The sequence below is a fragment of the Dechloromonas sp. CZR5 genome, assembly GCF_008711155.1.
Lineage (GTDB): Bacteria > Pseudomonadota > Gammaproteobacteria > Burkholderiales > Rhodocyclaceae > Azonexus.
Map to the genome: position 1 here is coordinate 116,096 of NZ_VUYQ01000001.1, position 24,854 is coordinate 140,949.

A 24,854-nucleotide genomic window follows, 5' to 3' on the forward strand; every position below is an offset into this window, starting at 1 on the left:
GATCCTCCTTGCTTCAGCCGGTGACGGGTTTGCCGTCGTGGCGGGTGATGACGAGTGTGGCGGAGCGCGGGCGGCCGCCGGTTGCGGTCGGGAACTGATTGGCCGGCCAGGCCGAAACCGCGGTCGGGGCGTCGGGAGACGAGCGCTCGCTGGCCGTTTCACCGGGATGCTGGATGTTGACGAACAGCGTCCGGCCATCCGGAGTCGCCGTGATGCCGGTCAGTTCGCACCCCCTGGGCCCGGTCAGGAAACGACGGGTTTCTCCGCTCTTCACATCGGCGAGCAGCATCTGGTTGTTGCCGAGCCGCGCGTAGTCGCCCTGGTTCAGCACACTGGTCGACACGTCAGTCTGTATCCACAGGCCGCCGTTCGGGTCGAACCACAGGCCGTCCGGGCTGCCGTAGGCATCGCCCTTGATGGTGCCGCGCTTGCTGTCGTCGGCTGCCTGCGGATCGCCGGCGAGGGCGAAGATGTCCCAGGCAAAACTGTCGGCGGCGGCGTCGCGACCGGCTTCTCGCCAGCGGACAATGTGGCCGAAGACGTTGGCGGCGCGGGGATTGGCGGCATCGGTGCCGGGTGCGCCATCAGTGCCGCGCTTGCTGTTGTTGGTCAGCGTGACATAGACCTCGCCGCTTTGCGGGTGGACGGCGATCCACTCGGGGCGGTCCATTTTCGTCGCTCCGGCGATGTCGGCCGCCTGCCGGCAGCGAATGGCGACGTCGCCCTGGTCGGCGAAGCCGTTTGCCGTATCGAGCATTCCTCCGGGGTGGGACTCCCCGTGGCGTAGCGGCAGCCAGCGACCGGCACCGTTGTCCTCGAAGCGGGCGACGTACAGCGTGCCGTGGTCGAGCAGCGTGGCGGTATCGCTCTTGCCCGCCACATAGCGGTCGCGGGAAACGAATTTGTAGATGTACTCGAAACGCTCGTCATCGCCCATGTAGACCACGACACGGCCATCCTTGGCCAGGGTGACGGTGGCGCCTTCGTGCTTGAAGCGGCCGAGGGCGGTCCGTTTGACCGGTGCCCGCTCCGGATGCCACGGGTCGATTTCGACGATCCAGCCGAAGCGATTGCCTTCGTTGGGGTGGCGCGCCAGGTCGAAGCGTTCGTCATGCTCGTGCCAGCGGAAACCGAACCCGGCTTCGCTGAAGCCGTAGCGCTTCTGGTCGGCGCTCAGGGCCTTCGGGGCCTTGAAATAGCCGTTGAAATTCTCTTCGCAGGTCAGATAGGTGCCCCACGGCGTATGGCCCATGGCGCAATTGTTCAGTGTGCCCAGAACGATGTCGCCGCGCGGGTCGTAGGCGGTGCGCATGGCCGGGTTTCCGGCGGCAGGGCCGGCGGTGCGGCACGGTGTGCTCGCCGTGATGCGGCGCGCCCAGCGCGACGGGCGGACGACCTGCCAGGAGCCGCCCTTGTCCTGCCGTACCTCGATGACCGAAACGCCATGCGCCGCCTGCGATTTGGCGACCTTGGCGGCGCTCCAGTCCTGCATGCCGCCAACGTGAAGCAGGCCATCGTCGGTGTATTCGTGGTTGATGCACATCAGGCCGTGCGTCGACGAGGGCTTGCCCCGCTCGACAAAGGGGAAGAAGTGCATGCCGTCGTGATGCATGCCGGCTTGCTGCGACTGCGCGGTGGCATCGTCGCCGGCGTCGGCCCGGGCGGCGGGGCCGGCTGATACCGGGTCGCCCCAGGCGTAGAGCAGGCTGGCCGCGTGGCCGGGCGCCACGCGTACCTCATCGGCAGTGGAGACGGCCAGCGAAACAAAGTCGGCCAATGCACCCGATGCGCGCCCGGTGCTGGCGGCCAGTACGGGCAGGGGGACGCCAGCCGCGGCGGTACTCAGGATGGCGGCGGACAGCAGGCGGCGGCGGAAAGGATCGGCCGGCGCATCCTCCGCAATGGCGTCAATCGGGTCGAAGCAGGTGTTGGACATGGCGTTCAGGGTTGTGGTGTCGTCGTGATGGACAAACTATCGCCAGTCAATGTTGCAGGGGCGTGACGGTTTTCCGGGCGCCTGGCTTGCCATGGAGATCATGCGACAGGGTGAGGCAGGAATGCTTTTCGCGATGTCCGCTAAAAACGGCACAGCATCAGATGCTTGCCGTCGATATGGCCGTTGCGCAATTCGCGGAAACCCAGGTCGCGAAAACGCCGGGCCTTGCTCGCCGAAACGAGGATGCGCCCCGACTTGAAGGTGGCCTTCAGCCAGTCGAGGCGTGCCTTGATCAGCGCCCGGCCGATGCCTTGTCCGCGCTTTTCCGGGGCGACGGCGGAGAGGTAGAGGATGTGCGTCCGCGAGGCCCAGTCGGCGGCCTTGACGCCGCCGAGGGCGATGATCTGGCCGTTTTCGACGGCGATGAAAAAGCGCCGGTAGTACACCGGGTCGTCGCAACGCAACTCGCGGCGGATACGCTCGAGGTTGTAGCGCTCGGGGTCGGCAAAGGTGTTGGCGATCAGCGTGGCGCACGTGTCGAGCAAGATCTCGCTGCTGGTGTCCAGCGTATCGATACGGAACTTGGCCATGTTTCAGCCACTGGCCTGTGCATGTTGCCGCAGGCGTCGCGCAAAGTCGGCCGCCCGGTTCGCCGCTTCGTGATTGATGCGGGTCTGCTCCTCGCCGAACGCATCGCGTTCACGCGGGCTGCGCACCGCCGCCTCGATGCTGCGCACGCAGCGCCAGCGCTGTCCCTGGCGGGTCGGGAACAGGCGCATCTGCTCGATCGGATGGTGGGCGCGACAGCAATAACAGAACTTCATTTCCGGCATTGCAAGCTCCTTGGCGAACGGGTCACAGGACGTGATTCCGAGGATGCTGTTTCATTGTTACGGCCGGATGACGTCCCGGGAATCCTTGTCACGGCGTTGAAATCAAGCCTGCCTAAACTGGATGTTCAGTTTTTTTTGGATACGCTATGAGTTGTGTCATGGATGATGAGCGGGCCGAGTTGGAGCGACTGCTCGACGAAGCCCTTCTCAAACCGGTGTTTCAGCCCATTCTGGATTTCCGGGTGCGCGCCATTCTCGGCTATGAAGCCTTGATCCGTGGGCCGGAAGGCAGCCCGCTTTCCCGTCCGGACCAGTTGTTTGGCGTGGCTGCCCGTTGCGGCCTTTCGCTCAGGCTCGAACATGCCTGCCGCGAAGCCAGCCTGCGCGCCTTCGCCAGCCAGCGGCTGGCCGGCAAACTCTTCCTCAATGTGACGCCGGACTGTCTGCTCGATCCCCGGCTGATGAACGGCCGTACCCGCGATCTGCTGAGCGAACTGGGCATTGCGCCGAACCGGGTGGTGCTCGAGTTGACGGAGAACCAGCAGATCAGCGATATGCCTGGAATACTGGAGGTTCTGCTCCACTATCGTGGGCGAGGCTTCCAGATCGCCATCGACGATCTGGGCGAGGGCTTTGCCAATCTGCGCATGTGGTCGGAACTGCGGCCGGAGCTCGTGAAGATCGACAAGCATTTCGTCCACGGCATTGCCGATGACCGGATCAAGTTCCATTTCGTGCGCGCGATGCAGGACCTCGCCGAGATCGGCAATGCCTTGCTGGTCGCCGAAGGCATCGAGCGCGAGGAGGATTTCGTCTGTATCCGCGATATGGGCATCGCCTGCGGTCAGGGTTACTTCATCGCCCATCCGGAGGCCACCCCGATCCGCCAGTTATCGCGCCGAACCCTGTCGGCGCTGGACCAGCAGTCGCTGGCGCTGTCGCCGATGACGGGCGGCCCCGGGCGCCTGCCGACGGCCCGCAGCCTGCTCAAGGCCATCGTCCCGGTTCCCATCCATGCCAGCAACGCGGCAGTGATCGAGCGCTTCGAGGCCGATCCGTCGCTCGAGGTCCTGCCGGTCGTGCAAGGAAGCCAGCCGGTCGGCATGATCAACCGTCACAGCATGGTCGACCGCTTTGCCCGCCCGTTTCGCCGCGAGCTGTTCGGCCGCAAGAGTTGCGAGCTGTTCATGGATCACGCGCCCCTGGTGGTCGACCAGCATGCCACCATCCAGGAGTTGGCGATGATGTTGTCGCTGGCCCCCCGGCACTATCTGCTCGACGGTTTCATCGTTACCGGCGATGGCGAATACCTGGGTGTCGGCAGCAGCCACGACCTGATGGGAATGATCACCGAAATGCAGATCAGCGCCGCGCGCTATGCCAATCCGCTGACCCAGCTGCCCGGCAACGTCCCGATCAACGAGCATGTCGACCGCCTGCTCGCCGCCGGCAGCCCTTTCGTCGCGGTCTATGTCGATATCGACAATTTCAAGCCTTTCAACGACACCTATGGTTACCGGCGCGGCGACGACGTGATCCAGACCCTGGCTCGCCTGCTTTGCGAACAGGTCGACGAGCGCCTTGATTTTGTCGGGCACATCGGCGGCGACGATTTCTTCGTCATTTTCCGGAGTGCCGACTGGGAAATGCGCTGCTGGGAAACCATTTCGCGTTTTGCCGAGTCGGTGACCAACATGCTCGGCGTCGACGAGCGGCTGAGTGGCGGCTATATGGCGGAAAATCGTCGCGGCGAGCTGAGCTTCCATCCGTCGCCGACCCTGTCGCTGGGTGCCGTGCGGGTCGGTCCCGGCGATTGCGAGTCGCATCGAGAAGTTGCCGCCGCCGCCTCGGGGGCCAAGAAGCAGGCCAAGAAGCGCAGCCGTTCGGGTGTTGGCGAGCCGGCGGGAGGCTGCCTGTTCATCGAGCGCCGGCGATTGGGAGACGGGGCGAGCCACCTGTTTGCCCGGCCGCTGGTCAACTGAACGCTGCCCCGGTCCGGGGCAGCCTTTGCTTCGGAGAACGATCGGGCCGGGCAGCGATTCGCCCGGCTACTCAGGCGTTGGCCACCCGGCTGGCGGGGAAGCGTGCGGCGAAGCGACTGCCGACGCCGACTTCGCTCCTGATGTCGAGCTGGGCCTGGTGGCGGTTCAACGAGTGCTTGACGATGGCCAGGCCGAGGCCGGTGCCGCCCGAGTCGCGCGAGCGGCCACGGTCGACCCGGTAGAAGCGTTCGGTCAGGCGGGGGATGTGCTTGGCGTCGATGCCGGGACCGGTGTCCTGGACGGCGAATTCGGCACCCTGAGGCGAGCTTTTCCAGCTCAACGTGATCTTGCCGCCGGGCGGCGTGTAGCGCACGGCATTGGTGACCAGATTGGCCAGGGCGCTGACCAGTTCGGGTTCCGATCCGCGCAGGTCGCCGCTGCCATCCGACTCGACCGTGATGGTGTGGCGTCCGGCGGACAGGGCCTCGGCATCCCGGCGCAGCTTGTCGATCAGGTTGGGCATGTCGACGACGTTGTCGTCGGGCGGCGGCGCCGATTCGATGGACGACAGGGTCAGCAGGTCCTGGACGATGGATTGCATGCGCTGCGACTGGCCAACCATCATGCCCAGGTAGCGTTGGCGTTCGTCGTCGTCGAGGGCGATTTCCTGCATCGTTTCGAGGAAACCGGCGAGCACGGTCAGCGGCGTGCGCAGTTCGTGCGAAACGTTGGCGACGAAGTCGCGGCGCGTCTGGTCGAGGCGGTCGGCCTGGGTGATGTCCTTGATCTGCATGAGCCGGCGGCTGCCGGCGTAGGGAATGACATGGATGGCGTAGACGCGATCCTTGTAGCGTTCCGGGCGCAGGGTCAGCGGGCGGCTGAAGTCGAGGGCTTCGAGATAGGCGACGAATTCGGGCTGACGTACCAGATTGAGGATCGATTGCCCCTGGTCGGTATCGAGCTTCAGGCCGAGCTGGGTTTCCGCCGTGGTGTTGCAGAACATGATGTTGTTCTGCAGGTCGAGCATCACCACGCCGTCGGTCAGCGCCTGGGCGGCGGCACGCAGCAGCTGGATGGTTTGGTCGCGGTACTCGATCTGCGAGCGCAGTTCCTTCTCGTGGCGGTACAGGCGGCCGAAGATATCGTCCCAGGCGCCTTCGCCCTCCAGGCTGGCGTCGACCACCGGATTGCGCGTCCACCGGTCGAGCCGGGAAAAGTGGCGGAAGTGGATCAGTTGCTGCAGCATCAGGCCGACGCAGAAAACGGCCCAGCCATGCCAGGGACGGGAAAAGATGCCGACCGGGATGGCGATGGCCGCCGCGATGGCGGCCAGGATCACGGCGCGAATGACGAGCGAGGTCAAGAGAGGTCAGGCTCCCCGGAAGCGATAGCCGGTTCCACGCACGGTTTCGACCCGCTCATGGTGGCCGGATGTCTCCAGTGCGGCGCGCAGGCGGCGGATATGTACATCGACCGTCCGTTCCTCGATGAAGACATGATCCCCCCAGACCTCGTCGAGCAACTGGGCACGCGTGTAAACCCGTTCGGCATGGGTCATGAAGAAGAACAGCAGGCGGAATTCGGTCGGTCCCAGTTCGATCGGCAGGCTGCCGGCGAGCACGCGGTGGGTGGCCGGATTGAGCGAGAGGTTGCCGACCTCGACCGCCTCGCCGGCCAGGTGCGGGGCACGGCGGCGCAGTACGGCGCGCACGCGGGCGACCATTTCCTTGGGCGAGAACGGCTTGGTGATGTAGTCGTCGGCACCGGCTTCCAACCCTTGCACCTTGTCCTCTTCGTGGACGCGGGCGGTGAGCATGATGATCGGCAACTCGCGGGTCCGTTCGTCGGCGCGCAGCTTCTTGGCCAGCGCAACGCCGGACTGGCCGGGCAGCATCCAGTCCAGGATGACCAGGTCGGGCAGCGCGGCACGGATGGCGGATTCGCCTTCCTCGGCGCTGCCGGCGCGGACGACCAGGAAGCCGGCGTGCTTGAGGTTGATGGCGACCAGTTCCTGGATCGCCGGTTCATCCTCGACGACGAGAATCGTCGGGGTCACTTGGCCTGCCCCTTGACGTGGCGGATGTCGCGGCCTTCGACAACGAAGACGACCTGTTCGGCGACGTTCTTCGCGTGGTCGCCGATGCGTTCGATGGCGCGGGCGATGGAGATGATCTCGATCGACGTGGTGATGGTGCGCGGGTCTTCCATCATGTGGGTGATCAGCTGGCGGATGATCGACTTGAATTCGGTATCGACGTCACTGTCGGCACGGATCACCTCCTGGGCCTGGGCGGTGTCGAGACGGGCGAAGGCGTCGAGCGACTGGCGCACCAGGTTGAGCGCGGCTTCGGCCAGGTGGCGGATGCCAATACCGTACTGGGCAGGCAAATGGCCGGCTTCGTAGATGCGGCGCACGCCCTTGGCGATCTTCTTGGCCTCGTCGCCGGCGCGTTCGAGATCGGTGACGATCTTGCTGATGCCGAGCACCAGGCGCAGGTCGGAAGCGGTCGGCTGGCGCTTGGCGATGACGTGGGCGCAATCGTCGTCGATGGCCTTTTCCAGATCGTTGATCTTGCGGTCGGCTTCGACGATGGATTTGACGCTGGTCACTTCGCCCGAGCTGTAGGCGTCGATGGCGGACGAAACCTGGGTTTCGACCATGCCGCCCATCTGCAGGACGTGGGTACGCAGGCGGCCGAGTTCTTCGTCGAACTGGCTGGAGAGGTGCTGGTTTTCGTTCATGTCGGGTCTCCCTTAGCCCATGCGGCCGGTGATGTAGTCTTCGGTGCGCTTGTCGTTCGGCTTGATGAAGATTTCGTCGGTCTTGCCGAACTCGATCATCTCGCCCAGATACATGTAGGCAGTGTAGTCGGAGACGCGCGCTGCCTGCTGCATGTTGTGGGTGACGATGAGGATGGTGACGCGCTTCTTCAGTTCGTGCACCAGTTCCTCGATGGCGCCGGTGGCGATCGGGTCGAGCGCCGAGGTCGGCTCATCGAAGAGCAGCAGTTCGGGGTCGGTGGCCAGGGCGCGGGCGATGCACAGACGTTGCTGCTGGCCGCCGGACAGGTTGGAGGCGAGTTCGTTCAGACGGTCCTTGACCTCGTCCCACAGGGCGCCGCCCTTGAGTGCCTGCTCGACCTTGTCGTCGAGGACGCGCTTGTTGTTCTCGCCGCGCACGCGCAGGCCGTAGGCGACGTTTTCGTAGATGCTCTTCGGGAAGGGGTTCGGCTTCTGGAAGACCATGCCGACGCGCATGCGCACTTCGATGGGGTCGACTTCCGGCGACAGCAGGTTGGTGTTGTCCGGGTAGAAGCGGATCTCGCCCTCGTAGCGGTTGCCCGGGTAGAGGTCGTGCATGCGGTTGAAGCTGCGCAGGTAGGTCGATTTGCCGCAGCCGGACGGGCCGATCAGTGCGGTGACCTTCTTGTCGTAGATCGGCATGTTGATGTTCTTCAGGGCCTTGGCTTCGCCGTAGAAGAAATTGAGGTTGCGGGCTTCCGCCTTCAGCGCGGGTTGGTCATGAATCTGCATGGATAACTCCGTTCGATATTCGGTTCGGGCAGCGTGTTCGCTTACCACTTGATGTTCTTGCGCATCTTGTAGCGCAGCCAGATGGCGATGCCATTCATCGACAGCACCATGACCATCAGCACAAAGCCGGCGGCGGCGGCGTTGATTTCGAAGGCCGGGTCGGGGCGCGACGTCCAGTTGAAGATCTGGATCGGCATGACCGTGAAGGGCGACATCAGCCAGTCGAACAGGCCCGCATTGACGCCGGCGCTGACTTCGGTGAAGGGAGCGGGCGGCAGGAAGGCGATGAAGGTCAGGGCGCCGATGGTGATGATCGGCGCCGTTTCGCCAATGGCGCGGGCCAGGCCGATGATGACGCCGGTCAGGATGCCGGGCATGGCGTAGGGGATGATGTGGTAGCGGCAGGTCTGCCAGCGCGTCGCGCCGACGGCCATCGAGCCTTCGCGGATCATTGCCGGGATGGCGCGGATCGCTTCGCGGGTCGACACGATGACGATGGGCAGGATGAGCAGGGCGAGCGTCAGGCCGGCGGTCAGGATGCTCTGGCCGAAGCCGAAGGCATAGACGAAGATGCCGAGCGACAGCAGGCCATAGACGATGGACGGCACGGCGGCCAGGTTGGTGATGTTGATCTCGATGATCTCAGTCACCCAGTTGCGCTTGGCGTACTCCTCGAGATACACGCCGGCCGCGACACCGAGCGGGACGGCGGCGAAGGCGGTCACCGTCATCACCAGCAGCGAGCCGACCCAGGCCGACAGGATGCCGGCATTGGCGGCGCGCCGCGAGGCGAAGTTCATGAAGAAGTCGAGGTTGAGCCGCTCGGCGCCCCGCATCACCATGTCGCCGACGAGCAGGAAGATGACGATTAGGCCGATGCCGAGAAAGAAAATGCCGAGCGCCTGGAAGAGCGTGTCCTTGAGCTTGCCCTTGGCGATCAGCGCGCGGACTTGCTCGGCAGTCAGAGTGGAATGTTGCATATCAGTAGTTCTCCCGGAACTTGCGGCGCAGCCACTGGCCGAGGATGTTGAAGCAGAGGGTGATCAGGATCAGCGTCAGGCCGGCGGCGAAGATGGTCTGGTAGCCGATCGAGCCGTGCGGCAGGTCGCCCAGGGCCACCTGCACGATGTACGAGGTGATGGTGGCGGCCGGTTCGGTCGGGTTCCAGGTCAGGTTCGGCTGCATGCCGGCGGCGACGGCGAGGATCATCGTTTCGCCGACGGCGCGCGAGATGGCCAGGATGTAGGAAGCGGCCAGGCCGGAGAAAGCGGCCGGCACCACGACGTGGATGGCGGTGTACAGCTTGGTTGCACCCATGGCGTAGGAGCCTTCGCGCAGGCTCATCGGCACGGCACGCATGGCGTCCTCGGACAGTGAGGCGATGTAGGGCACGATCATGATGCCCATGACCAGGCCGGCGGAGAGCAGCGAGAAGCCCGGCAGTTCAGGAAAGATCTTCTGCAGCAGCGGGGTGACCATGAGCAGGGCGAAGTAGCCGAAGACGATGGTCGGGATGCCGCCGAGCAGTTCGAGGACCGGCTTGGCGACTTCGCGAAGCCTCGGTTTGGCGAATTCGGACAGGTAGATGGCGATCACCGTGCCCATCGGGATGGCGACGGCCAGGGCGACGGCGGACGACACGACGGTGCCGGAAACCAGGACCATGATGCCGAAGTGGGCATCGTCGAACAGCGGGGTCCATTGGGTGTCGGTCAGAAAGTCGACGATGCTGACGTTCTGGAAGAAATTGATCGACTCGGAGACGAGTACGTAGACGATGCCGACCGTGGTCAATACGGAGACGGCGGCGGCAGCGAACAGCAGCATCTCGATGATGCGCTCGCTGGCATGGCGCATGGCGTTCTTGGCCAGGCGGTCGCTGACCGTGGGTAGGTCGGAAGCGTTGTTTGCAGACATGGCGTGTGAATTCACGGACGGAATTCCCTATGATAAAAGCCCGACCCGATTCGGGGCGGGCTTTTGTGAGACGGAGACAGGAATCAGAGCTTGGCTTCGCGCTTCATCAGCTCTTCGATGGTGATGCCGACTTCGTTCTTGCCGCCGAACACGGAGCCGTACTTCTTCTTAGCGACGTGCTCGAGGTTGCCGGTGTAGGCGGCGGCCGGCAGCGGAACGTACTTCACTTCCTTGGTCAGCTTGGCGGCGTTCTTCATGTAGAACTCGATGAATTCCTTCACTTCCGGCTTGTCCAGCGACTTGGCCTTGATATAGACGAAGATCGGACGCGACAGCGGCTGGTAGGTCGACTTGATCACCGATTCCTCGGACGGCTCGACGGCGGCGTTGGTCTTCGGATTGACGATGGGCAGGGCCTTCAGGCGGGCCTTGTTTTCGGCGTAGTAGGCGTAGCCGAAGTAGCCGATGGCATTGACGTCGCGCGAGACGCCCTGGACCAGCACGTTGTCGTCTTCGGAGGCGGTGTAGTCGCCGCGCGAGGACTTGGCCTTGCCGACGACGGCTTCGGTGAAGTATTCGAAGGTACCCGAATCGGCGCCGGCGCCGAACAGCTTGATCGGGGCGTCGGGCCAGGCCGGGTTGATCTGGTTCCACTTGGTGACCTTGCCCTGGGCGGCCGGTTCCCACATGGCCTTCAGTTCGGCGACGGTGGCCTGCTTCAGGAAGGTGTTCTTGGGGTTGATGACGACGGTCAGCGCATCGAAGGCAACCGGCATTTCGACGTACTGCACGCCGGCAGCCTTGCAGTCTTCCATTTCCTTGGCGGTGATCGGGCGCGAAGCGTTGGAGATGTCGGTTTCGTCGCGGCAGAATTTCTTGAAGCCGCCGCCGGTACCCGAGATGCCCACGGTGACCTTGATCACGTTCTTCTTGGCTTTCTGGAATTCCTCGGCAACGGCTTCGGTGATCGGATAGACCGTCGAAGAGCCGTCGATCTTGATGACCTGGGCCTGGGCGGCCTGGGCGCCGAGTACGGCGATACCGGCAACGGCCAGGGTGGAAGCGAGCTTGGAATATTGCATGGGGTAACTCCTGCACGGGTTGGGTTTTTCGATGTGTGCAGGTTACCGGCCGATTATTACAGCCACGTGACAGGCTGTAATAATCGGGATTTTTACGCCTTTCGGCCTACTTGGTGGGGCGTCCCGTCTTGATGCGCTCGACGCGGCCCATCACGGCTTTCAGTTCGACATCGTTGAGCGCCGCGAGCAGGGCGATGCCGGCGCGCAGCAGTTCGCTCTTCTTAACCTCGTTGCCCAGCGCGGCGAGACGCTTCTTCAACTCTCCGATGCGGGCATGTTCGGCCTCCGGCATGGCATAGCTGTCGCGCACCAGCTTGATCTTCCTGGCTTTGGCCGGTTTCCCTTTTTTCGGAACGTCCTGCTTCATGACCTTCGGCTGGTCGTACTGGATCGCCTGCGCCTTGCTCAGGGCTTCGGCCAGAACCTTCTGGTGCTTGGCGACGGTCTCCTCGACGGCGCTCGGTTTGCGCGGCGCGCGGGGTTTGGTCGTCGGGGCGGCGGCTGGCTTTGCGGCCGCCCGGGGAGCTTTGGCTACCGACGGGGGGGTGTTGTTCTCTGCGGCCGGAGCCTGGGCGGCGGCCTTGGGGGCCGTGCGCGGGATCAGCTTTTTCGGTGCCTTGGCGGCACTCGCCGGTCCGGAGGGCGTTTTTTTGACGGTATCGTTCATCGCGTGTTCTCCCTGAAAAACGGTATGGCTAGTTTAGCGATTCGAGTTGTCCGCAACGTTAAACTTTTATGACCATTTCGCATCCCGGCGGCGGGGTAAAATGCGCTCCAAAACCATCAGGAGCGACAGCATGACCCAGGACGAACTCAAACAGGCGGTAGCCCAGGCCGCTGCCGATTACGTGGCCCGGAGCGCCCCCGCCGGCAGCATCATCGGCGTCGGCACCGGATCGACGGCCAACTTCTTCATCGATGCGCTGGCCGCCATCAAGGATCGCTACAAGGGGGCCGTGGCCAGTTCCGAAGCCACCCGCAAACGCCTTGAAGGCCACGGCATCGCCGTTTTCGATCTCAACGACGTGAGCGACATTCCGGTCTATGTCGACGGGGCAGACGAGATCGACGGCGGCCTGAACATGATCAAGGGCGGTGGCGGCGCGCTGACGCGCGAGAAGATCGTCGCGGCGGTGGCACGCGAGTTCGTCTGCATCTGCGACGCGAGCAAGCGGGTCGACGTGATGGGCAAGTTCCCGCTGCCGGTCGAGGTCATCCCGATGGCCCGCGCGCATGTAGATCGCGAACTGTCCAGGCTGGGCGGCACGCCGGTGCTGCGCGAGGGATTCGTCACCGACAACGGCAACGTGATTCTCGATGTGAAGGGCTTGTCGATTACCGACCCGAAAGGGCTGGAAGCGCAGATCAACCAGATCACCGGGGTGGTGACCAACGGCCTGTTCGCCGTTCGTCCGGCCAACCTGTTGCTGCTCGGTACGCCCGAGGGCGTGCGTTCGATCCGCTAGCCAGCTGTTTTTCCCGGCAGTCCGAGGCGTTCATTCACCGGAGTTTCCCATGTTGCTGTCTGCACAAGAAATATCGCTGGCCCGTGAACGCCTGTTGAACACCCAATTGGCGCTTTCCCTTGCCTGCATCGAGTCGGCGCGCCAGCTGACGCTTGCCGCCGCCGCGGCAGGCCGCGCGGGCCTGCAACAGGGAGGCGAGCACTGCGCTCGGCTGCCTGTGCTCGCGCCGGAACAGGCCGCGCAGCGCTCCGCCGCCCTTGTGCTGGATCAGGCGGCAAGGGCAGGCCGGTTGTTCCGGGAGGCCGTGCTGGTGGTCGGTGAAATGCAAAAAACGGTGATTCGATGCAGCGAGATGCAGGCACGTATTTTCGATGCCATGGCCGTCGCCGCGATCGAGCGTATCCGGAAAACCTCCCCGTGGGAGGCGGAACCGACCCTGGATGCATGGACGGAGTCCCTGGCCACGACAGAGCGCGCGTTGCGCGAACTGAGCGGGACTGCCATCGAGACCATCGAGCGTCTGGGGAACGGAATAAGCGATGCATCGTACGCACGCCCCGGCGGCTTGCCTTCGGCCTGACGGAGGTATTTTCCCGCCACGATCGGAACCCGGCACAAGCCGGGTTTTTTTGTCTGTCAAACCGGCGTAACACACGGCTTTTAATCTCGGACCTCGCAAGCGCCTCTCAGGTGGCTTGCATCCAAAAAATACGACGGGGGTCCGATCATGTTGCACCAATTTTCGCTGGCCGCGCTATTGCTGGCCGTATCCGTTTCCGGCCAGGCTGCACCGCTGTTGATTGCGACCGGGACTCTCGGTGGCACGACCGACAAGTCCGGTCTGGGCAGCTTGCTGGAAAACGGCGTCGATGCCAACAACGTGCTCGGCGGCACCGGCTCAGGGCTGGCCTGGGCCGGCGGCAATACCTTTCTTGCACTGGCCGACCGCGGCCCGAATGCCGCCGCGTGGAATGCGACTCTGGACAACACGACGTCGTACATCCCGCGCTTTCAGACCATGACGCTGGGACTGAGCCAGAGCGTCAGCGGAAACAATTACAGCTACGCCCTGACCCCGACCCTGAATGCGACGACCTTGCTCTACAGCGCCTCACCGCTGAACTACGGGGCTGCGACGCCGGTGGACAACGCGGCCGGCCGCTATTATTTCTCGGGCCGCTCCGACAATTTTGCGGCGGGCGGCTCGGCCAACCCCCTCAACGCCCGCCTCGACCCGGAAGGTATCCGGGTTGCCAACGACGGAAAGAGCGTCTTCATCTCCGACGAATACGGCCCCTATGTCTACCAGTTCAATCGCGCCACCGGCGAGCGCATGGCTACCTTTGCCCTGCCTCCGGCAATAGCGGTCGTTACGCCGGCTGCCACGGGGGCGGCCGAGATCGGCGGCAACACCAGCGGGCGCGTTGCCAACAAGGGTATGGAAGGCCTGGCCATCACGCCGGACGGCAAGACGCTGATCGGCTTCATGCAAAGCCCGTTGATCCAGGATGGCGGCGACGGCGGGCGCGCCAACCGGATCGTCACCATCGACATCGCCACCGGCAAGACGCGCCAGTTCGTCTACGACAACTACCTGGCGGATACCAGGAAGACCTACAACAGCAGCGAGATTCTGGCCATCAACGACCATGAATTCCTGGTTCTCGAGCGCGATGGCAAGGGCAAGGGCGACGGCTCCAAGGCCGTGGTCAAGCGTATCTACAAGATCGATCTCAGCGGCGCGACCGAAGTAGGCGCACTGAACAACGGCAACGGCATCAGCGGCGAAAGCGCCTTGCTGCCATACGCGGTCAACAAGACCCTGTTTCTCGATCTCAAGGTCGCGCTCAATGCAGCTGGCGTGGCCGATGCGAATATTCCGGCGAAACTCGAAGGCATGGCCTTCGGCGAGGATATTCTTGAGGGCGCGACGCGTTATCACACCCTGTATGTCGCCAACGACAACGATTTCCTGCCCGGTACGGCGGGGGACAACCTGTTCTACGTCTTCAAGTTCACCGACGGCGATCTGGGCAAGACCGGCGGCTTCGTCAATCAGCAGATATCAGCCGTACCGGAGCCGGGCAGTCTCGCCCTGATGGCGGGTGCCTTCGGTCTGCTGGGCCTGAGCCGGCAGCGCAAGCAAGCCTCCGTCTCCTGACCGCACCCTATCCTCTTGTGCCTTGGGGCTGGCGGCCTGGCCGACCAGCCTCTTTTTTCATGGCTTGATCGGGCGTACCTTGCCGGCGGCCAGTTTGGCGCGCTCGCGGGCCTGATCCGTGTTGTCGCCATTCGCTACGGCAACGCCCATGCGGCGCTTGACGAAGGACTCCGGCTTGCCGAACAGGCGCAGGTCGCTGCGCGGCACGGCCAGCGCTTCGGCCAGCCCGGCGAAGGCGATGCCTTTTTCTTCCATGCCACCGTAGATGACGGCCGAAGCGCCGGGTTCGCGCAGGGCGGTATCGACCGGCAGGCCGAGAATGGCGCGGGCGTGCAGTTCGAATTCCGAAAAGCGCTGCGAGCAGAGGGTGACCAGGCCGGTGTCGTGCGGCCGCGGGCTGACTTCGGAGAACCACACCATGTCCCCCTTGACGAACAGTTCGACGCCGAACAGGCCGCGCCCGCCCAGGTTGCCGGTCACGGCAGCGGCGATTTCCTGTGCCCGCTGCAGCGCGGCCGGGGTCATCGCCTGCGGCTGCCACGATTCGACGTAGTCGCCGGCAACCTGAACATGGCCGATGGGTTCGCAGAAGTGCGTTGCCACGTCGCCGGCCGCATTGCGGGCGCGAACGGTGAGCAGGGTAATTTCGTAATCGAAGTCGATGAAGCCCTCGACGATCACACGTCCCTGATTCACCCGGCCGCCGCTCGCCGCGTAGTCCCAGGCCTGCTGCACGTCGTCCGGGCCGCGCAGCAGCGACTGCCCCTTGCCCGACGAGGACATGGTCGGCTTGACGATGCACGGGTAGCCGATGCCGCCATCGATGGCGGCCTGCAGTTCGGCCAGCGAATCGGCAAACCGGTAGGGCGAGGTGGGCAGGCCGAGTTCCTCGGCGGCCAGGCGGCGGATGCCTTCGCGGTTCATGGTCAGCTTGGCGGCGCGGGCGGTCGGGATGACTTCGGCAAGGCCTTCCTGCTCGATCTCGACCAGTGTGTCGGTGGCGATGGCCTCGATCTCCGGCACGATGAGGTGCGGCTTTTCCTGTTCGACCAGCTTGCGCAGCGCGGCACCGTCGGTCATCGAGATGACGTGGGCACGATGGGCGACCTGGTGGCCGGGGGCATTTTCGTAGCGGTCGACGGCAATGACCTCGACGCCCAGGCGCTGCAGGGCGATGATCACTTCCTTGCCGAGTTCGCCGGCGCCGAGCAGCATGACGCGCAGGGCGGAAGGGGAGAGCGGGGTGCCGATATTCATGGGATGTCCTTGCCGGGCGGTAAGCGGAAACGGCCGAATTTAGGCGTCGGGCCGCCCAGCGTCAAGCATCGCCGGGGCGATGGGGTCGCTGCCTTATAATGCCGGCCATGCAAGCCCGTTCCCTTCCCTTCGCCATCGAGCGTTTCCTGCTGTCGCCGCTCAGCCTTGTGCTGGCCGTGCTGATCGCTTTCGTGCTGAATGCCTACAGCCTGCCGCTGACAGACGTCGATGAGGGCGCCTTTTCGGAGGCGACGCGCGAGATGATGGCGCGTGGCAATCTGGTGTCGCCTACCCTGAACGATGCGCCGCGCCACGACAAGCCCATCCTGATCTACTGGGCGCAGGCCGTGTCGGTCAGCGTGCTCGGCGTCAGAGAAATCGGCTTCCGCCTGCCGTCCATCGTCTTTGCCGTGCTGTGGATGCTGGCGCTCTACCGCTTCTGCGCGCGCCATGCCGACCGGCGGACGGCGCAGGTGGCGGCGCTGGTGATGGCGCTGTCGCTGGCTGTCGGCTTCATTGCCAAGGCGGCCATTTCCGATGCCCTGCTCAACCTGTTCATCGCCCTGTCGATGTTCGGCATCTATGACTATTTTTGCGCCGAGCGCGACGGTCGGCCGACCCGGCGCCTGCTCTATTACACCTACGCCATGCTCGGCCTCGGTTTCCTGACCAAGGGGCCGGTCGCCGTCTTCTTCCCGCTGCTGGTCAGTGGCCTGTTCTTCGTCTCGGCCGGCGCCTGGCGGGCCTGGTTGCGCGCCCTCTTTTTCTGGCCGGGCTGGCTGGTCTTCCTGGCCATCGTCGTGCCCTGGCACGTGGCGGTCTACCTCGACCAGGGCGACGCCTTCTTCCGCGGCTTCTACCTCAAGCACAACGTCAATCGCTACTCGAACACCTTCGAAGGCCACGGCGGCAAATGGTACTACTACCTGGTTGTACTGCCCTTCGTGCTGATGCCCTTCTTCGGGTGGCTGCTGGCCATCGTCGGCAAGGTCGGCAACCGGCTGCGGCGGACGCCGCTCGGCGCCAGGCAGGGCGACGGGCTGTTCGAACGCTTCCTGCTCATCTGGTTTGTCGTCGTCTTCGTCTTCTTCTCGTTTTCCGGCACGCAACTGCCGCACTACCTGCTCTACGGCTGCACGCCGGTCTTCATCCTGCTCGCTGCCTATCGGCCGGAAAGCGAGCGGCGCTGGCTGGCTTACCTGCCGCTGATTCTCTTCGCGCTGGTTTTGGCAGCCCTGCCGGAAATCCTTGCCTTGGCCGCCGGCAAGGCCGGCAAGCCGTTCGAGAAGACCCTGCTCGACGGCCTGGTACTGGCTTTTTCCGACGAGGCACGCTGGCTGCTGCCGCTGCTGGCGGTCGTTTCCATCGGGCTGGCGCTGTGGCGCAGCCTGCCGGTGTGGCAGGGCGTGGTGCTGGCCGGCCTGGTACAGGCACTGATGGTGACGGCCGTCATCGCCCCGCGCGCCATTGGCGTCACGCAGGGGCCGATCCGTGAGGCGGCCCGCGTGGCCAACGAGGCCGGCGGCAATGTCGTCGCCTGGCGCATCATCATGCCCAGCTTCAGCGTCTACCGGCAGGCGGCAACGCCGACGCGCGTGCCGGTCGAAGGCGAACTGGTACTCACCCGTACCGACCGCCAGCCGGAAGTCCAGGCCCTGCTCGCACCCGGCTTGCAGATGCGGAACCTGTACCAGAAGAGCTTTGTGACGCTGGCCCGCGTCGAGCGCGAGGAGCGGCCGTGAAGGACGACGCACTGCACGCCCGGCGTCCGGGCTTCGATGCCGCTCTGCTCGTCTGCTGCCTGGTGATGGCGATGGCACTGGCCGGCATCTGGTTCGGCGGTGCCTGGCAGGGTGGTTTCCTTTCCGGGCAGGCGCTCAGCAGCCATCTGCCGCCGGTTTTCTGGGAGTCGTTGACCACGCTCGGCGACGCCCGCGTCCAGCTTGCCCTGGTGCTGCCCTTCTGCCTGCGTTATCCGCGCGTGTTCTGGGCGCTGTTCCTCGGTGCATTGGTGGCTGCCGCGATCAGCCGGGGGCTCAAGGTGGCCTTCTCCTTGCCTCGCCCGGCGGCCGTGTTCGATGCGGCGCAAATCACCGTCATCGGCGCCAAGCTGACGGCGCACAGCTTTCCCTCCGGGCATACGGTATCGGCCTTTTCCTTTGTCGTCGCCTGGCTTGCACTGTTCGGCCTGCGTGCGGCACCGCTGGTCCTGATTGCGCTGCTGGCCGGTTTCTCGCGCGTGGCGGTCGGTGCCCACTGGCCGGTCGATGTGCTGGCCGGCGCCATGATCGGCCTGTTTGGTGGCTGGCTGGGCTTGCGCCTGAGCCGCCATTTTTGCTGGGGCCTGGGGGTGCGTGCCCACTGGTTCCTGATCGTCCTTTCCGTCATTGCGGTCGCGACCTTGCCATTCGACGGGCAGGGCTATCCGGATTCGCTGGCCTGGCGCGTGACGGCCTGCCTGTGGGGGCTGGGCGGCTTCGTCGCGGTCTATCTGCTGCCGCTGTTCCGGCAGGGGTGGCGCGGCGTGAATCGGGATTTATTGCGCTTGGCCCAAAAAACCGGACAGGCTTGAGGACAACGACCGCTCGGGGCGCCGGGCGGCCTCAGGCCAGGCGTACGCCGATCCTGGTTTCGCCCCGGGCCGATTGCGCGAATGCCTCACCGCCGTGCATGCGGGCGATGGCGCTCACGATGGCGAGGCCCAGTCCGTGATTCTGGTGGCCCTGGCTGCGCGCGGTGTCCACACGAAAGAAGCGGTCGAAGATTTGGGGCAGGCTGTCCGCCGGAATGGCCTCCCCGCGGTTGATCACCGAGAGTTCGATTCGTCCGTCGGCTTCAGGCCTGATGCGGATCACGATGGCGCTTCCGGGATAGGCGTGTCGGGCCGCATTGTTCAGCAGGTTGGACAGCAGGCGTCGTAGCAGCGCCACATCGAACTGGCCGGCCGCATCGCCGTCGATGGACCATTGAAGGTCGGTTTCCATGAATACGGCTTCGTAATAGTCGGCTACTTCGGCGCAAAGTTGCGCCAGGCTGGCAATGGGCGTCCGTCGGGCCTTGGCGCCCCGGTCGGCTTGCGACAGGAACAGCATGTCATTGACGATGCCCGACAGGCGGTGCATTTCCTCAAGATTCGAACCGATGCAGTCGCGCAGGTTTTCCTGCGTGTCGTTGCCGCGCAAGGCCAGCTCGCTGCTGGCGATGATGTTCGCCAAGGGGGTTCTCAATTCGTGGGCGACGTCGGCATTGAAGCCTTCGAGCTGTCGGTAGGCTTTTTCGAGTCGGTTCAGCAAATCGTTGAACTGATCGACAAGAACCTGCAACTCGGCGGGAATTCCCTTCGTTTCCAGGCGCTTGTCGAGGGAGAGAATGGCCAGGCTGCGCGTTTGTTCGGCCAATGTGCGAATCGGTGAGAGTCCCAGATATACGATCAGGTAACCGCCCACGGTGATCGCCGCACTGCCGATCAACGCGGCCGCCCAGAGGATGGCGGCCAGGCGGTCCAGGATCGCTTCGTCGGGCGCCGTGTCGAGCGCCAGTTCGGCAACGGTGAAGTCGGGTTGGCGCGCCAGCTCGGGAAGCTCGAACGAGTAAAAACGGGCCTGGGCCGGCCACGACCCCGGCGTCGACACGAAACGGGCTTCCCCGGATTGCTTGAGTAACTTGAGGTGCAAGTCCCGGTTGATCTTCAAGAGATCTTCCAGGTCGTGTTCCAGCGTTCCCGGCCGCAGGTGCGCCGGTGTTTCTTCAAACAGGTGCCGGATGGCCGTACTGAACTTTTCGAGGCGCAGATCCTGCTGTGTTTCGAGATTGGCTTTGACCGAGAAAAACACCCCGAGGCACAAACAGCCGAGGACCCCCAGGCTCAGGGAGGCGAGCCAGCGTATAAGGCGGGCGCTGAGTGTCGGATTGTTCTGACGGCCGAGTTTCATTCGCGCTTTTCGAGGACATAGCCCATGCCGCGTACGGTGTGCAGCAGCTGGAGGTCGAACGGAGTATCCATCTTGGCGCGCAGCCGTTTGATCGCGACCTCGACCACATTGGTATTGCTGTCGAAATTCATGTCCCAGACCTGCTCGGCGATTTCGGTCCTGGACAGGACTTCGCCCTGCTTTCTCAGAAACAGCGACAGCAGCAGGAACTCCTTGGCGCTCAGGTCGATGCGCTGGCCGTTCCGGGAAACCTTGCGGCGCGCCAGGTCCATTTCAAGGTCGTGCAGGCTCAGGCGGTTCGACGGGGTTTCCTGTTGGGGCGGCGCCGAGCGGCGCAGCAGTCCCTGAATCCGCGCGATCAGTTCGGAAAAGGCGAAGGGCTTGACCAGGTAATCGTCGGCGCCGGTCTGCAAGCCGTTGACCCGGTCTTCCACCTTGCCCAGCGCGGTGAGCATCAAGACCGGTGTTTGCTTCTTGGTCCGCAAGGCTGCCAGCAGGGAGAGTCCGTCCATGCCCGGCAGCATGGAGTCGAGGATGATGGCTGCGTAATCGAACTCCAGACTCATGTGGAGTCCGGTGACGCCGTCGTGGGCCAGGTCGACGACAAAGCCGGCGGTGCCCAGCCCCTTCTGCAGGTACTGGGCCAGTTTTTGTTCATCCTCGACAACCAATAGCTTCATATCGTCCCGAATTGAAAGATGTCAATTTTGTAAACTTCCTGTTGGCGTTCTGTCAGTGCCCGTTTTTTATAGTTCATCCATGCCGTTTCGTTGTCCGGCATGTCGCATAAGCCGATGAACCGCATGATCAGTGAAGGAGTTTTATCATGAACGTCAAACAAGTGCTTGCCCTCCCGGCTCTCTGTGCCGGATTGCTTCTGTCGGGCCAGGTTTTGGCCGAGTCCGTCATTCACGCCGCCCCGGGCGGCGCGACCAATATCTACCCGGAACACAAGCCAGGCAGCAAAAGTGCCCAGCAGGTGCAACAGGAGTTCGATAACTTCCGCCGCAATCCCGTCAGCGCGGATGGCCTCTATCGTTACGTAGGCGGCGATCAGGGCTGGGTACTCGCCCAGCACGAATATGCCTACCGCGACGGGAAATGGCAACACGTCGACAAGCTTCCGCACGATACGCCCGCGCCCTCTCTGAACATGACGCCGGAAGAACGGAAGCAGCGCGAGGCCATGTACCCCCCGGGTTAACCGGCCGTCAGGGGAAAGTCATGTTGCGTAGCAGACATCGGCCGGGGGAAACCCCGGTCGCCCGCACCCTGTCTTTCCACGCGCAATCGTCAGCCGGTCCGTAGCTTGAGCATCTTTCGATTCCCTTGATTCCATGCGTCGTTGGCTATCCGTTTTCCTGTTGATCCTCTTGCCGCTCCAGATGTCCTGGGTGGTGGCAGCGAGTTATTGCCAGCACGAAGCAGGGGCGCCTCACCACCTGGGGCACCATGAGCACAAACATGCGGCGGATAACGGCGAACAGCGTGCCGACGCGACGCCCGCCGATGCGGAAAGCGATTGTCCGTTCTGCCATGCCGCGAGTGTCGCCGCCTTGGTCTCTTTCGGCAGTGCCTTGCCCGAGGTCCGCTCCGTGACCGATTACTGCCGAACCAGCGGCCTCCTGGCCTCTCTGCCCGGCGACCAGCCCGAACGTCCCAATTGGAGCCGCTCCGCCTGACCGGCGGGGCTTGGGCATTTTCCCAGTCTTGAGTGCTGCGGCCGACGCCGCGCCCCCGTGCCATGCCGCTTGCCGGATGGTGCCCCGCCGATTTCCCAACGTGTCCTTCATCACCGGAGAATCGGATGTATTCAAAAAAACTCGCTGCCAGGCTGCTGTGCCGAACCCTGTTCGGACTCGCGGTCTTTGCCGGCGCACCGCTCGAGGCGCAGACGGTCGATTCATCGCCGTCAGTGCCTTCCCCCGTGTTGGCCCTGGAGGCCAGCCCGTCCCTGACCTTGTCGGCGGCGATTGATCTTGCCCTGACATTCAATCCGGAACTGTCCGCCGCGGCCAACGAATTGCGCGCCTTCGAAGGGAGCGTGATCCAGGCGGGCATCCTGCCCAATCCGGAAATATCGACGTCCGTCGAAGATACCCAGAACAAGGCCTCCCGGACGACGACGATCCAGCTCAGCCAACGGATCGAACTCGGGGGCAAACGCTCGGCCCGTATTGCCTCTGCCGAGCGGGGCCGCGATGTGGCTACCGCCGATCTGGCCGCCAAGCGCCTGGACGTGCGGGCGAGCGTGACGGGAGCTTTCTTCGATGTTCTGGTTGCCCAGGAACGCATCCAGCAGGCCGACGACTTGCTCGGCCTTGCCCGGCGCGTCACGCTGGCGGCTTCGCGGCGGGTGAGCGCCGGCAAGATATCGCCCGTCGAGGAAACCAAAGCCCGTGTCGCGGAAGCCTCGGCGCGGGTGGAGTTGAACCAGGCGCAACGAGAGCTGGCCGCTGCCCGCAAACGCCTGGCGGCCAGCTGGGGGAGTTCGACGCCTCGCTTCGGACAGGTCGAAGGCCGTACCGACAGCCTGCCGCCGCTTCTTTCCAGCGAAGAGATCGCCAGCCGCCTGAGTGCTTCCCCGTCGCTTCTTCGCGCGCGCCATGAGGCTGAACGTTTTGCCGCGCTCGCCGACCTGGAGCGCACGCGCCGGGTGCCTGACCTGACCGTCAGCCTGGGGTCGAAAACGTCCGAAGAGCTCGGGCGCAGCCAGACCATTGTCGGTATTTCGATCCCCTTCCCGATCTTCGATCGCAACCAGGGCAACGTGCTTGAAGCCCAGCGCCGGGCCGACAAGGCGCGGGACGAGCTGGGCGCCACCGAGGTTCGCTTGGGGGCGAACGTGACGCAGAACGAAGAACGCCTGAAGGCGCTGATCGTCGAGGCGGAAACCCTGCAAGCCGAGATCGTGCCGGGCGCCCGCAGCGCCTATGAGGCGGCCAGCAAGGGATTCGAGCTGGGGAAATTCAGTTTCCTGGAGGTACTGGACGCCCAGCGCACCTTTTTCCAGGTCAGGGCGCAGTACCTGAGAAGCTTGTCCGACGCGCATCGGACTGCTGCCGAACTGGAGCGTGTCCTGGGCTCCGTCGATTCAACCGCATCTGCCGCATCCGGCCGTCCGTAGGAGCACCTCGTGAAAATGAATTTCAACAAGAACACCTTCCGTCTTCCGCGGAAACAAGGGCTTGCCATTGCGGTAATCGTGGCGGCGGGGATTGTCCTGGGGGGCTGGATTCTCTGGGGCGGGACATCGGCGCCGAGCGGCGAGCAGCATGAGCACGCCAGCCACGCCGAGGCCAAGGGGCATGCCGATGCCGAGCACCATGGCAGCCAGGCAGGCGATGGGCATGACCATGCCAAGGAGCATGGAGATACCGAACACCACGAAAGCGCGCCCAAATCCGGGCCGCATGGCGGCAGGCTTTTTTCCGAGGACGGCTTCGGTCTGGAATTGCTGCTCTCCGAGGAAGGGGGCGAGCCGGGTTTCCGCGTCTGGTTGTTCCAGCAAGGAAAGCCGCTTGCGCCAAGCGCGGCAAAAGTCTCGATGGTATTGACGCGACCGGGCGGCGAGAAGCAGGACATCCTCTTCGTGGCCGAGAAAGACTACCTGAAGAGCACGGGCCCGATCGCCGAGCCGCATGTGTTCGAAGCATCCCTCTCGGTCCTGCTGGGGAACACCCCGTTCCTGTTCATCGATATCCGGGAAGAGGGAAAAATCGAGCTGACGGACGAACAAATCAAGGCGGCCGCCATCGGTATCGAGAAAGCGACGCCCGCCAAAATCAAGGTCGCCGCTCAGTTGCCCGGTGAGATCCGCTTCAACGAAGACCGTACCGCGCACGTCGTTCCCCGTGTGGCCGGCGTCGTCGAGAGCGTTCCCGCCAATCTCGGGCAGCCGGTCAAGCGCGGCCAGGTACTGGCGGTGATCGCGAGCATCGCGCTTTCCGAGCAGCGCAGCGAACAGCTGGCGGCCCAGAAGCGTTTGTCGCTCGCCCAATCGACCTATGAGCGCGAAAAGAAACTCTGGGAGGAAAAAATCTCCGCCGAGCAAGACTATTTGCAAGCCCGGCAGGCCCTGAGGGAAGCCGAAATCGCCGTTGCCAACAGCCAGCAAAAGTTGGTGGCGCTGGGGGCTGGCGCCACGGGTTCCGGGCGCCTCAACCGCTACGAAATCCGTGCTCCCTTTGACGGCATGGTCGTCGAGAAACACATCGCACTGGGTGAGGCGGTGAAGGAAGACGCCAGCATTTTCACCATTTCCGACCTGTCTTCCGTCTGGGCCGAGATCATTGTCCCGGCCAAGGATCTGAACATCGTTCGGGTGGGTGAAAAGGTGGTCGTCAAGGCGACGGCCTTCGACTCCCGGGCCGAAGGCAGCATTTCCTACGTCGGGGCATTGCTCGGACAGGATACGCGTACGGCCAGGGCGCGGGTTACCTTGGCCAACCCCAATATGGCCTGGCGTCCCGGGCTGTTCGTCACGGTCGATGTGGTTTCCGGCGAGGCCGAGGTGCCCGTCAGCGTTCTTGCCGAAGCCATCCAGACGATAGGCGACAAGAGCGTCGTCTTCATCAGGGTCTCCGACGGCTTCGTCGCGCAACCGGTGCGCCTGGGGCGCTCCGACGGCAAGCGCATCGAAGTGCTGAGCGGCTTGAAGGCGGGAACCCCTTATGCCGCGTCGGGCAGCTTCGTCCTGAAGTCGGAACTCGGCAAGGGCAGCGCCGAGCACAGTCACTGAGGCGGGAGAGAAC

At 64.1% G+C, this 24,854-nt stretch carries 24 protein-coding genes; 10 read left to right on the forward strand and 14 right to left on the reverse strand.

All coding sequences use genetic code 11. The features are described from left to right. Positions 1-13: 13 nt before the first annotated feature. From F1002_RS00570 to F1002_RS00580, 3 genes are all read right to left on the reverse strand, one after another. Positions 14-1,936 (reverse strand): PhoX family phosphatase, encoded by a 1,923-nt coding sequence (locus F1002_RS00570; protein WP_150427091.1) that lies wholly within the window; start codon positions 1,934-1,936, stop codon positions 14-16. A 140-nt stretch (positions 1,937-2,076) separates the two neighbouring features. Continuing rightward, a complete protein-coding gene (locus F1002_RS00575; RefSeq protein ID WP_150427092.1) occupies positions 2,077-2,526 on the reverse strand; it encodes a GNAT family N-acetyltransferase in 450 nt (149 codons plus the stop codon). A 3-nt stretch (positions 2,527-2,529) separates the two neighbouring features. After that, positions 2,530-2,769, reverse strand: coding sequence for a hypothetical protein (locus F1002_RS00580; RefSeq protein WP_150427093.1), 240 nt, complete (start codon positions 2,767-2,769; stop codon positions 2,530-2,532). Positions 2,770-2,927: 158 nt separating this feature from the next. On the opposite strand from F1002_RS00580, the gene F1002_RS00585 reads away from it, so the two are divergent. Next, positions 2,928-4,751 carry a GGDEF domain-containing protein gene (locus F1002_RS00585; RefSeq protein WP_223879403.1) on the forward strand — a complete coding sequence of 608 codons (1,824 nt, stop codon included), beginning with the start codon at positions 2,928-2,930 and terminating at the stop codon, positions 4,749-4,751. 70 nt (positions 4,752-4,821) lie between these two features. On the opposite strand, the gene phoR is transcribed toward F1002_RS00585, so the two are convergent. The 8 genes from phoR to F1002_RS00625 form a co-directional block, all read right to left on the reverse strand. Continuing rightward, entirely contained in the window at positions 4,822-6,114 is a 1,293-nt protein-coding gene (gene phoR / locus F1002_RS00590; RefSeq protein WP_150427095.1) for a phosphate regulon sensor histidine kinase PhoR, read from the reverse strand. Positions 6,115-6,120: 6 nt separating this feature from the next. Beyond that, the gene (gene phoB, locus F1002_RS00595) at positions 6,121-6,807 is read right to left on the reverse strand and encodes a phosphate regulon transcriptional regulator PhoB (protein ID WP_150427096.1); all 687 of its coding nucleotides are present in this window, start codon (positions 6,805-6,807) and stop codon (positions 6,121-6,123) included. Then, a complete protein-coding gene (phoU, locus tag F1002_RS00600) occupies positions 6,804-7,493 on the reverse strand; it encodes a phosphate signaling complex protein PhoU (protein ID WP_150427097.1) in 690 nt (229 codons plus the stop codon). The genes phoB and phoU overlap by 4 nt, the downstream gene beginning before the upstream one ends. A 12-nt stretch (positions 7,494-7,505) precedes the next feature. Next, positions 7,506-8,285 (reverse strand): phosphate ABC transporter ATP-binding protein PstB, encoded by a 780-nt coding sequence (gene pstB / locus F1002_RS00605; protein WP_150427098.1) that lies wholly within the window; start codon positions 8,283-8,285, stop codon positions 7,506-7,508. 41 nt (positions 8,286-8,326) lie between these two features. Further along, complete coding sequence (gene pstA / locus F1002_RS00610) at positions 8,327-9,265, reverse strand: phosphate ABC transporter permease PstA (RefSeq protein WP_150427099.1); 939 nt, start codon at positions 9,263-9,265, stop codon at positions 8,327-8,329. 1 nt (position 9,266) lies between these two features. Beyond that, complete coding sequence (pstC, locus tag F1002_RS00615; protein ID WP_191090264.1) at positions 9,267-10,202, reverse strand: phosphate ABC transporter permease subunit PstC; 936 nt, start codon at positions 10,200-10,202, stop codon at positions 9,267-9,269. Between the two features lie 83 nt (positions 10,203-10,285). Then, positions 10,286-11,284 carry a PstS family phosphate ABC transporter substrate-binding protein gene (locus F1002_RS00620; RefSeq protein WP_150427101.1) on the reverse strand — a complete coding sequence of 333 codons (999 nt, stop codon included), beginning with the start codon at positions 11,282-11,284 and terminating at the stop codon, positions 10,286-10,288. Positions 11,285-11,390: 106 nt separating this feature from the next. Then, positions 11,391-11,951: a hypothetical protein gene (locus F1002_RS00625; RefSeq protein WP_150427102.1), complete on the reverse strand. Its 561-nt coding sequence runs from the start codon at positions 11,949-11,951 to the stop codon at positions 11,391-11,393. Between the two features lie 130 nt (positions 11,952-12,081). Here F1002_RS00625 and rpiA point away from each other — a divergent pair, with 130 nt between their 5' ends. The 3 genes from rpiA to F1002_RS00640 all read left to right on the forward strand — a co-directional run bounded on the left by rpiA (position 12,082) and on the right by F1002_RS00640 (position 14,911). Next, positions 12,082-12,750 carry a ribose-5-phosphate isomerase RpiA gene (gene rpiA, locus F1002_RS00630; RefSeq protein WP_150427103.1) on the forward strand — a complete coding sequence of 223 codons (669 nt, stop codon included), beginning with the start codon at positions 12,082-12,084 and terminating at the stop codon, positions 12,748-12,750. A gap of 49 nt (positions 12,751-12,799) precedes the next feature. After that, entirely contained in the window at positions 12,800-13,330 is a 531-nt protein-coding gene (locus F1002_RS00635) for a hypothetical protein (protein ID WP_150427104.1), read from the forward strand. Between the two features lie 147 nt (positions 13,331-13,477). After that, a complete protein-coding gene (locus F1002_RS00640) occupies positions 13,478-14,911 on the forward strand; it encodes an esterase-like activity of phytase family protein (RefSeq protein ID WP_150427105.1) in 1,434 nt (477 codons plus the stop codon). Between the two features lie 57 nt (positions 14,912-14,968). Here F1002_RS00640 and purT read toward each other — a convergent pair whose 3' ends face one another. Then, complete coding sequence (gene purT / locus F1002_RS00645; protein ID WP_150427106.1) at positions 14,969-16,168, reverse strand: formate-dependent phosphoribosylglycinamide formyltransferase; 1,200 nt, start codon at positions 16,166-16,168, stop codon at positions 14,969-14,971. Positions 16,169-16,275: 107 nt separating this feature from the next. On the opposite strand from purT, the gene F1002_RS00650 reads away from it, so the two are divergent. Beyond that, complete coding sequence (locus F1002_RS00650; RefSeq protein WP_223879404.1) at positions 16,276-17,910, forward strand: glycosyltransferase family 39 protein; 1,635 nt, start codon at positions 16,276-16,278, stop codon at positions 17,908-17,910. Continuing rightward, positions 17,907-18,740 carry a phosphatase PAP2 family protein gene (locus F1002_RS00655; RefSeq protein WP_150427108.1) on the forward strand — a complete coding sequence of 278 codons (834 nt, stop codon included), beginning with the start codon at positions 17,907-17,909 and terminating at the stop codon, positions 18,738-18,740. Before F1002_RS00650 ends, F1002_RS00655 begins: the two co-directional genes overlap by 4 nt. 31 nt (positions 18,741-18,771) lie before the next feature. Here the strand turns inward: F1002_RS00655 and F1002_RS00660 are convergent, their stop codons facing one another. Beyond that, positions 18,772-20,100: a heavy metal sensor histidine kinase gene (locus tag F1002_RS00660; RefSeq protein WP_150427109.1), complete on the reverse strand. Its 1,329-nt coding sequence runs from the start codon at positions 20,098-20,100 to the stop codon at positions 18,772-18,774. After that, on the reverse strand, positions 20,097-20,780 hold the full coding sequence (locus F1002_RS00665; protein WP_150427110.1) for a heavy metal response regulator transcription factor: 684 nt from the start codon (positions 20,778-20,780) through the stop codon (positions 20,097-20,099). The genes F1002_RS00660 and F1002_RS00665 overlap by 4 nt, the downstream gene beginning before the upstream one ends. Positions 20,781-20,926: 146 nt before the next feature. Here F1002_RS00665 and F1002_RS00670 point away from each other — a divergent pair, with 146 nt between their 5' ends. The 4 genes from F1002_RS00670 to F1002_RS00685 all read left to right on the forward strand — a co-directional run bounded on the left by F1002_RS00670 (position 20,927) and on the right by F1002_RS00685 (position 24,841). After that, positions 20,927-21,304 (forward strand): hypothetical protein, encoded by a 378-nt coding sequence (locus F1002_RS00670; RefSeq protein WP_150427111.1) that lies wholly within the window; start codon positions 20,927-20,929, stop codon positions 21,302-21,304. 133 nt (positions 21,305-21,437) lie between these two features. Then, a complete protein-coding gene (gene czcI, locus F1002_RS00675; protein ID WP_150427112.1) occupies positions 21,438-21,782 on the forward strand; it encodes a cation efflux protein, CzcI family in 345 nt (114 codons plus the stop codon). 125 nt (positions 21,783-21,907) lie between these two features. Further along, entirely contained in the window at positions 21,908-23,227 is a 1,320-nt protein-coding gene (locus tag F1002_RS00680; RefSeq protein ID WP_150427113.1) for a TolC family protein, read from the forward strand. 15 nt (positions 23,228-23,242) lie between these two features. Continuing rightward, the gene (locus tag F1002_RS00685; protein ID WP_150427906.1) at positions 23,243-24,841 is read left to right on the forward strand and encodes an efflux RND transporter periplasmic adaptor subunit; all 1,599 of its coding nucleotides are present in this window, start codon (positions 23,243-23,245) and stop codon (positions 24,839-24,841) included. Positions 24,842-24,854: the final 13 nt, after the last annotated feature.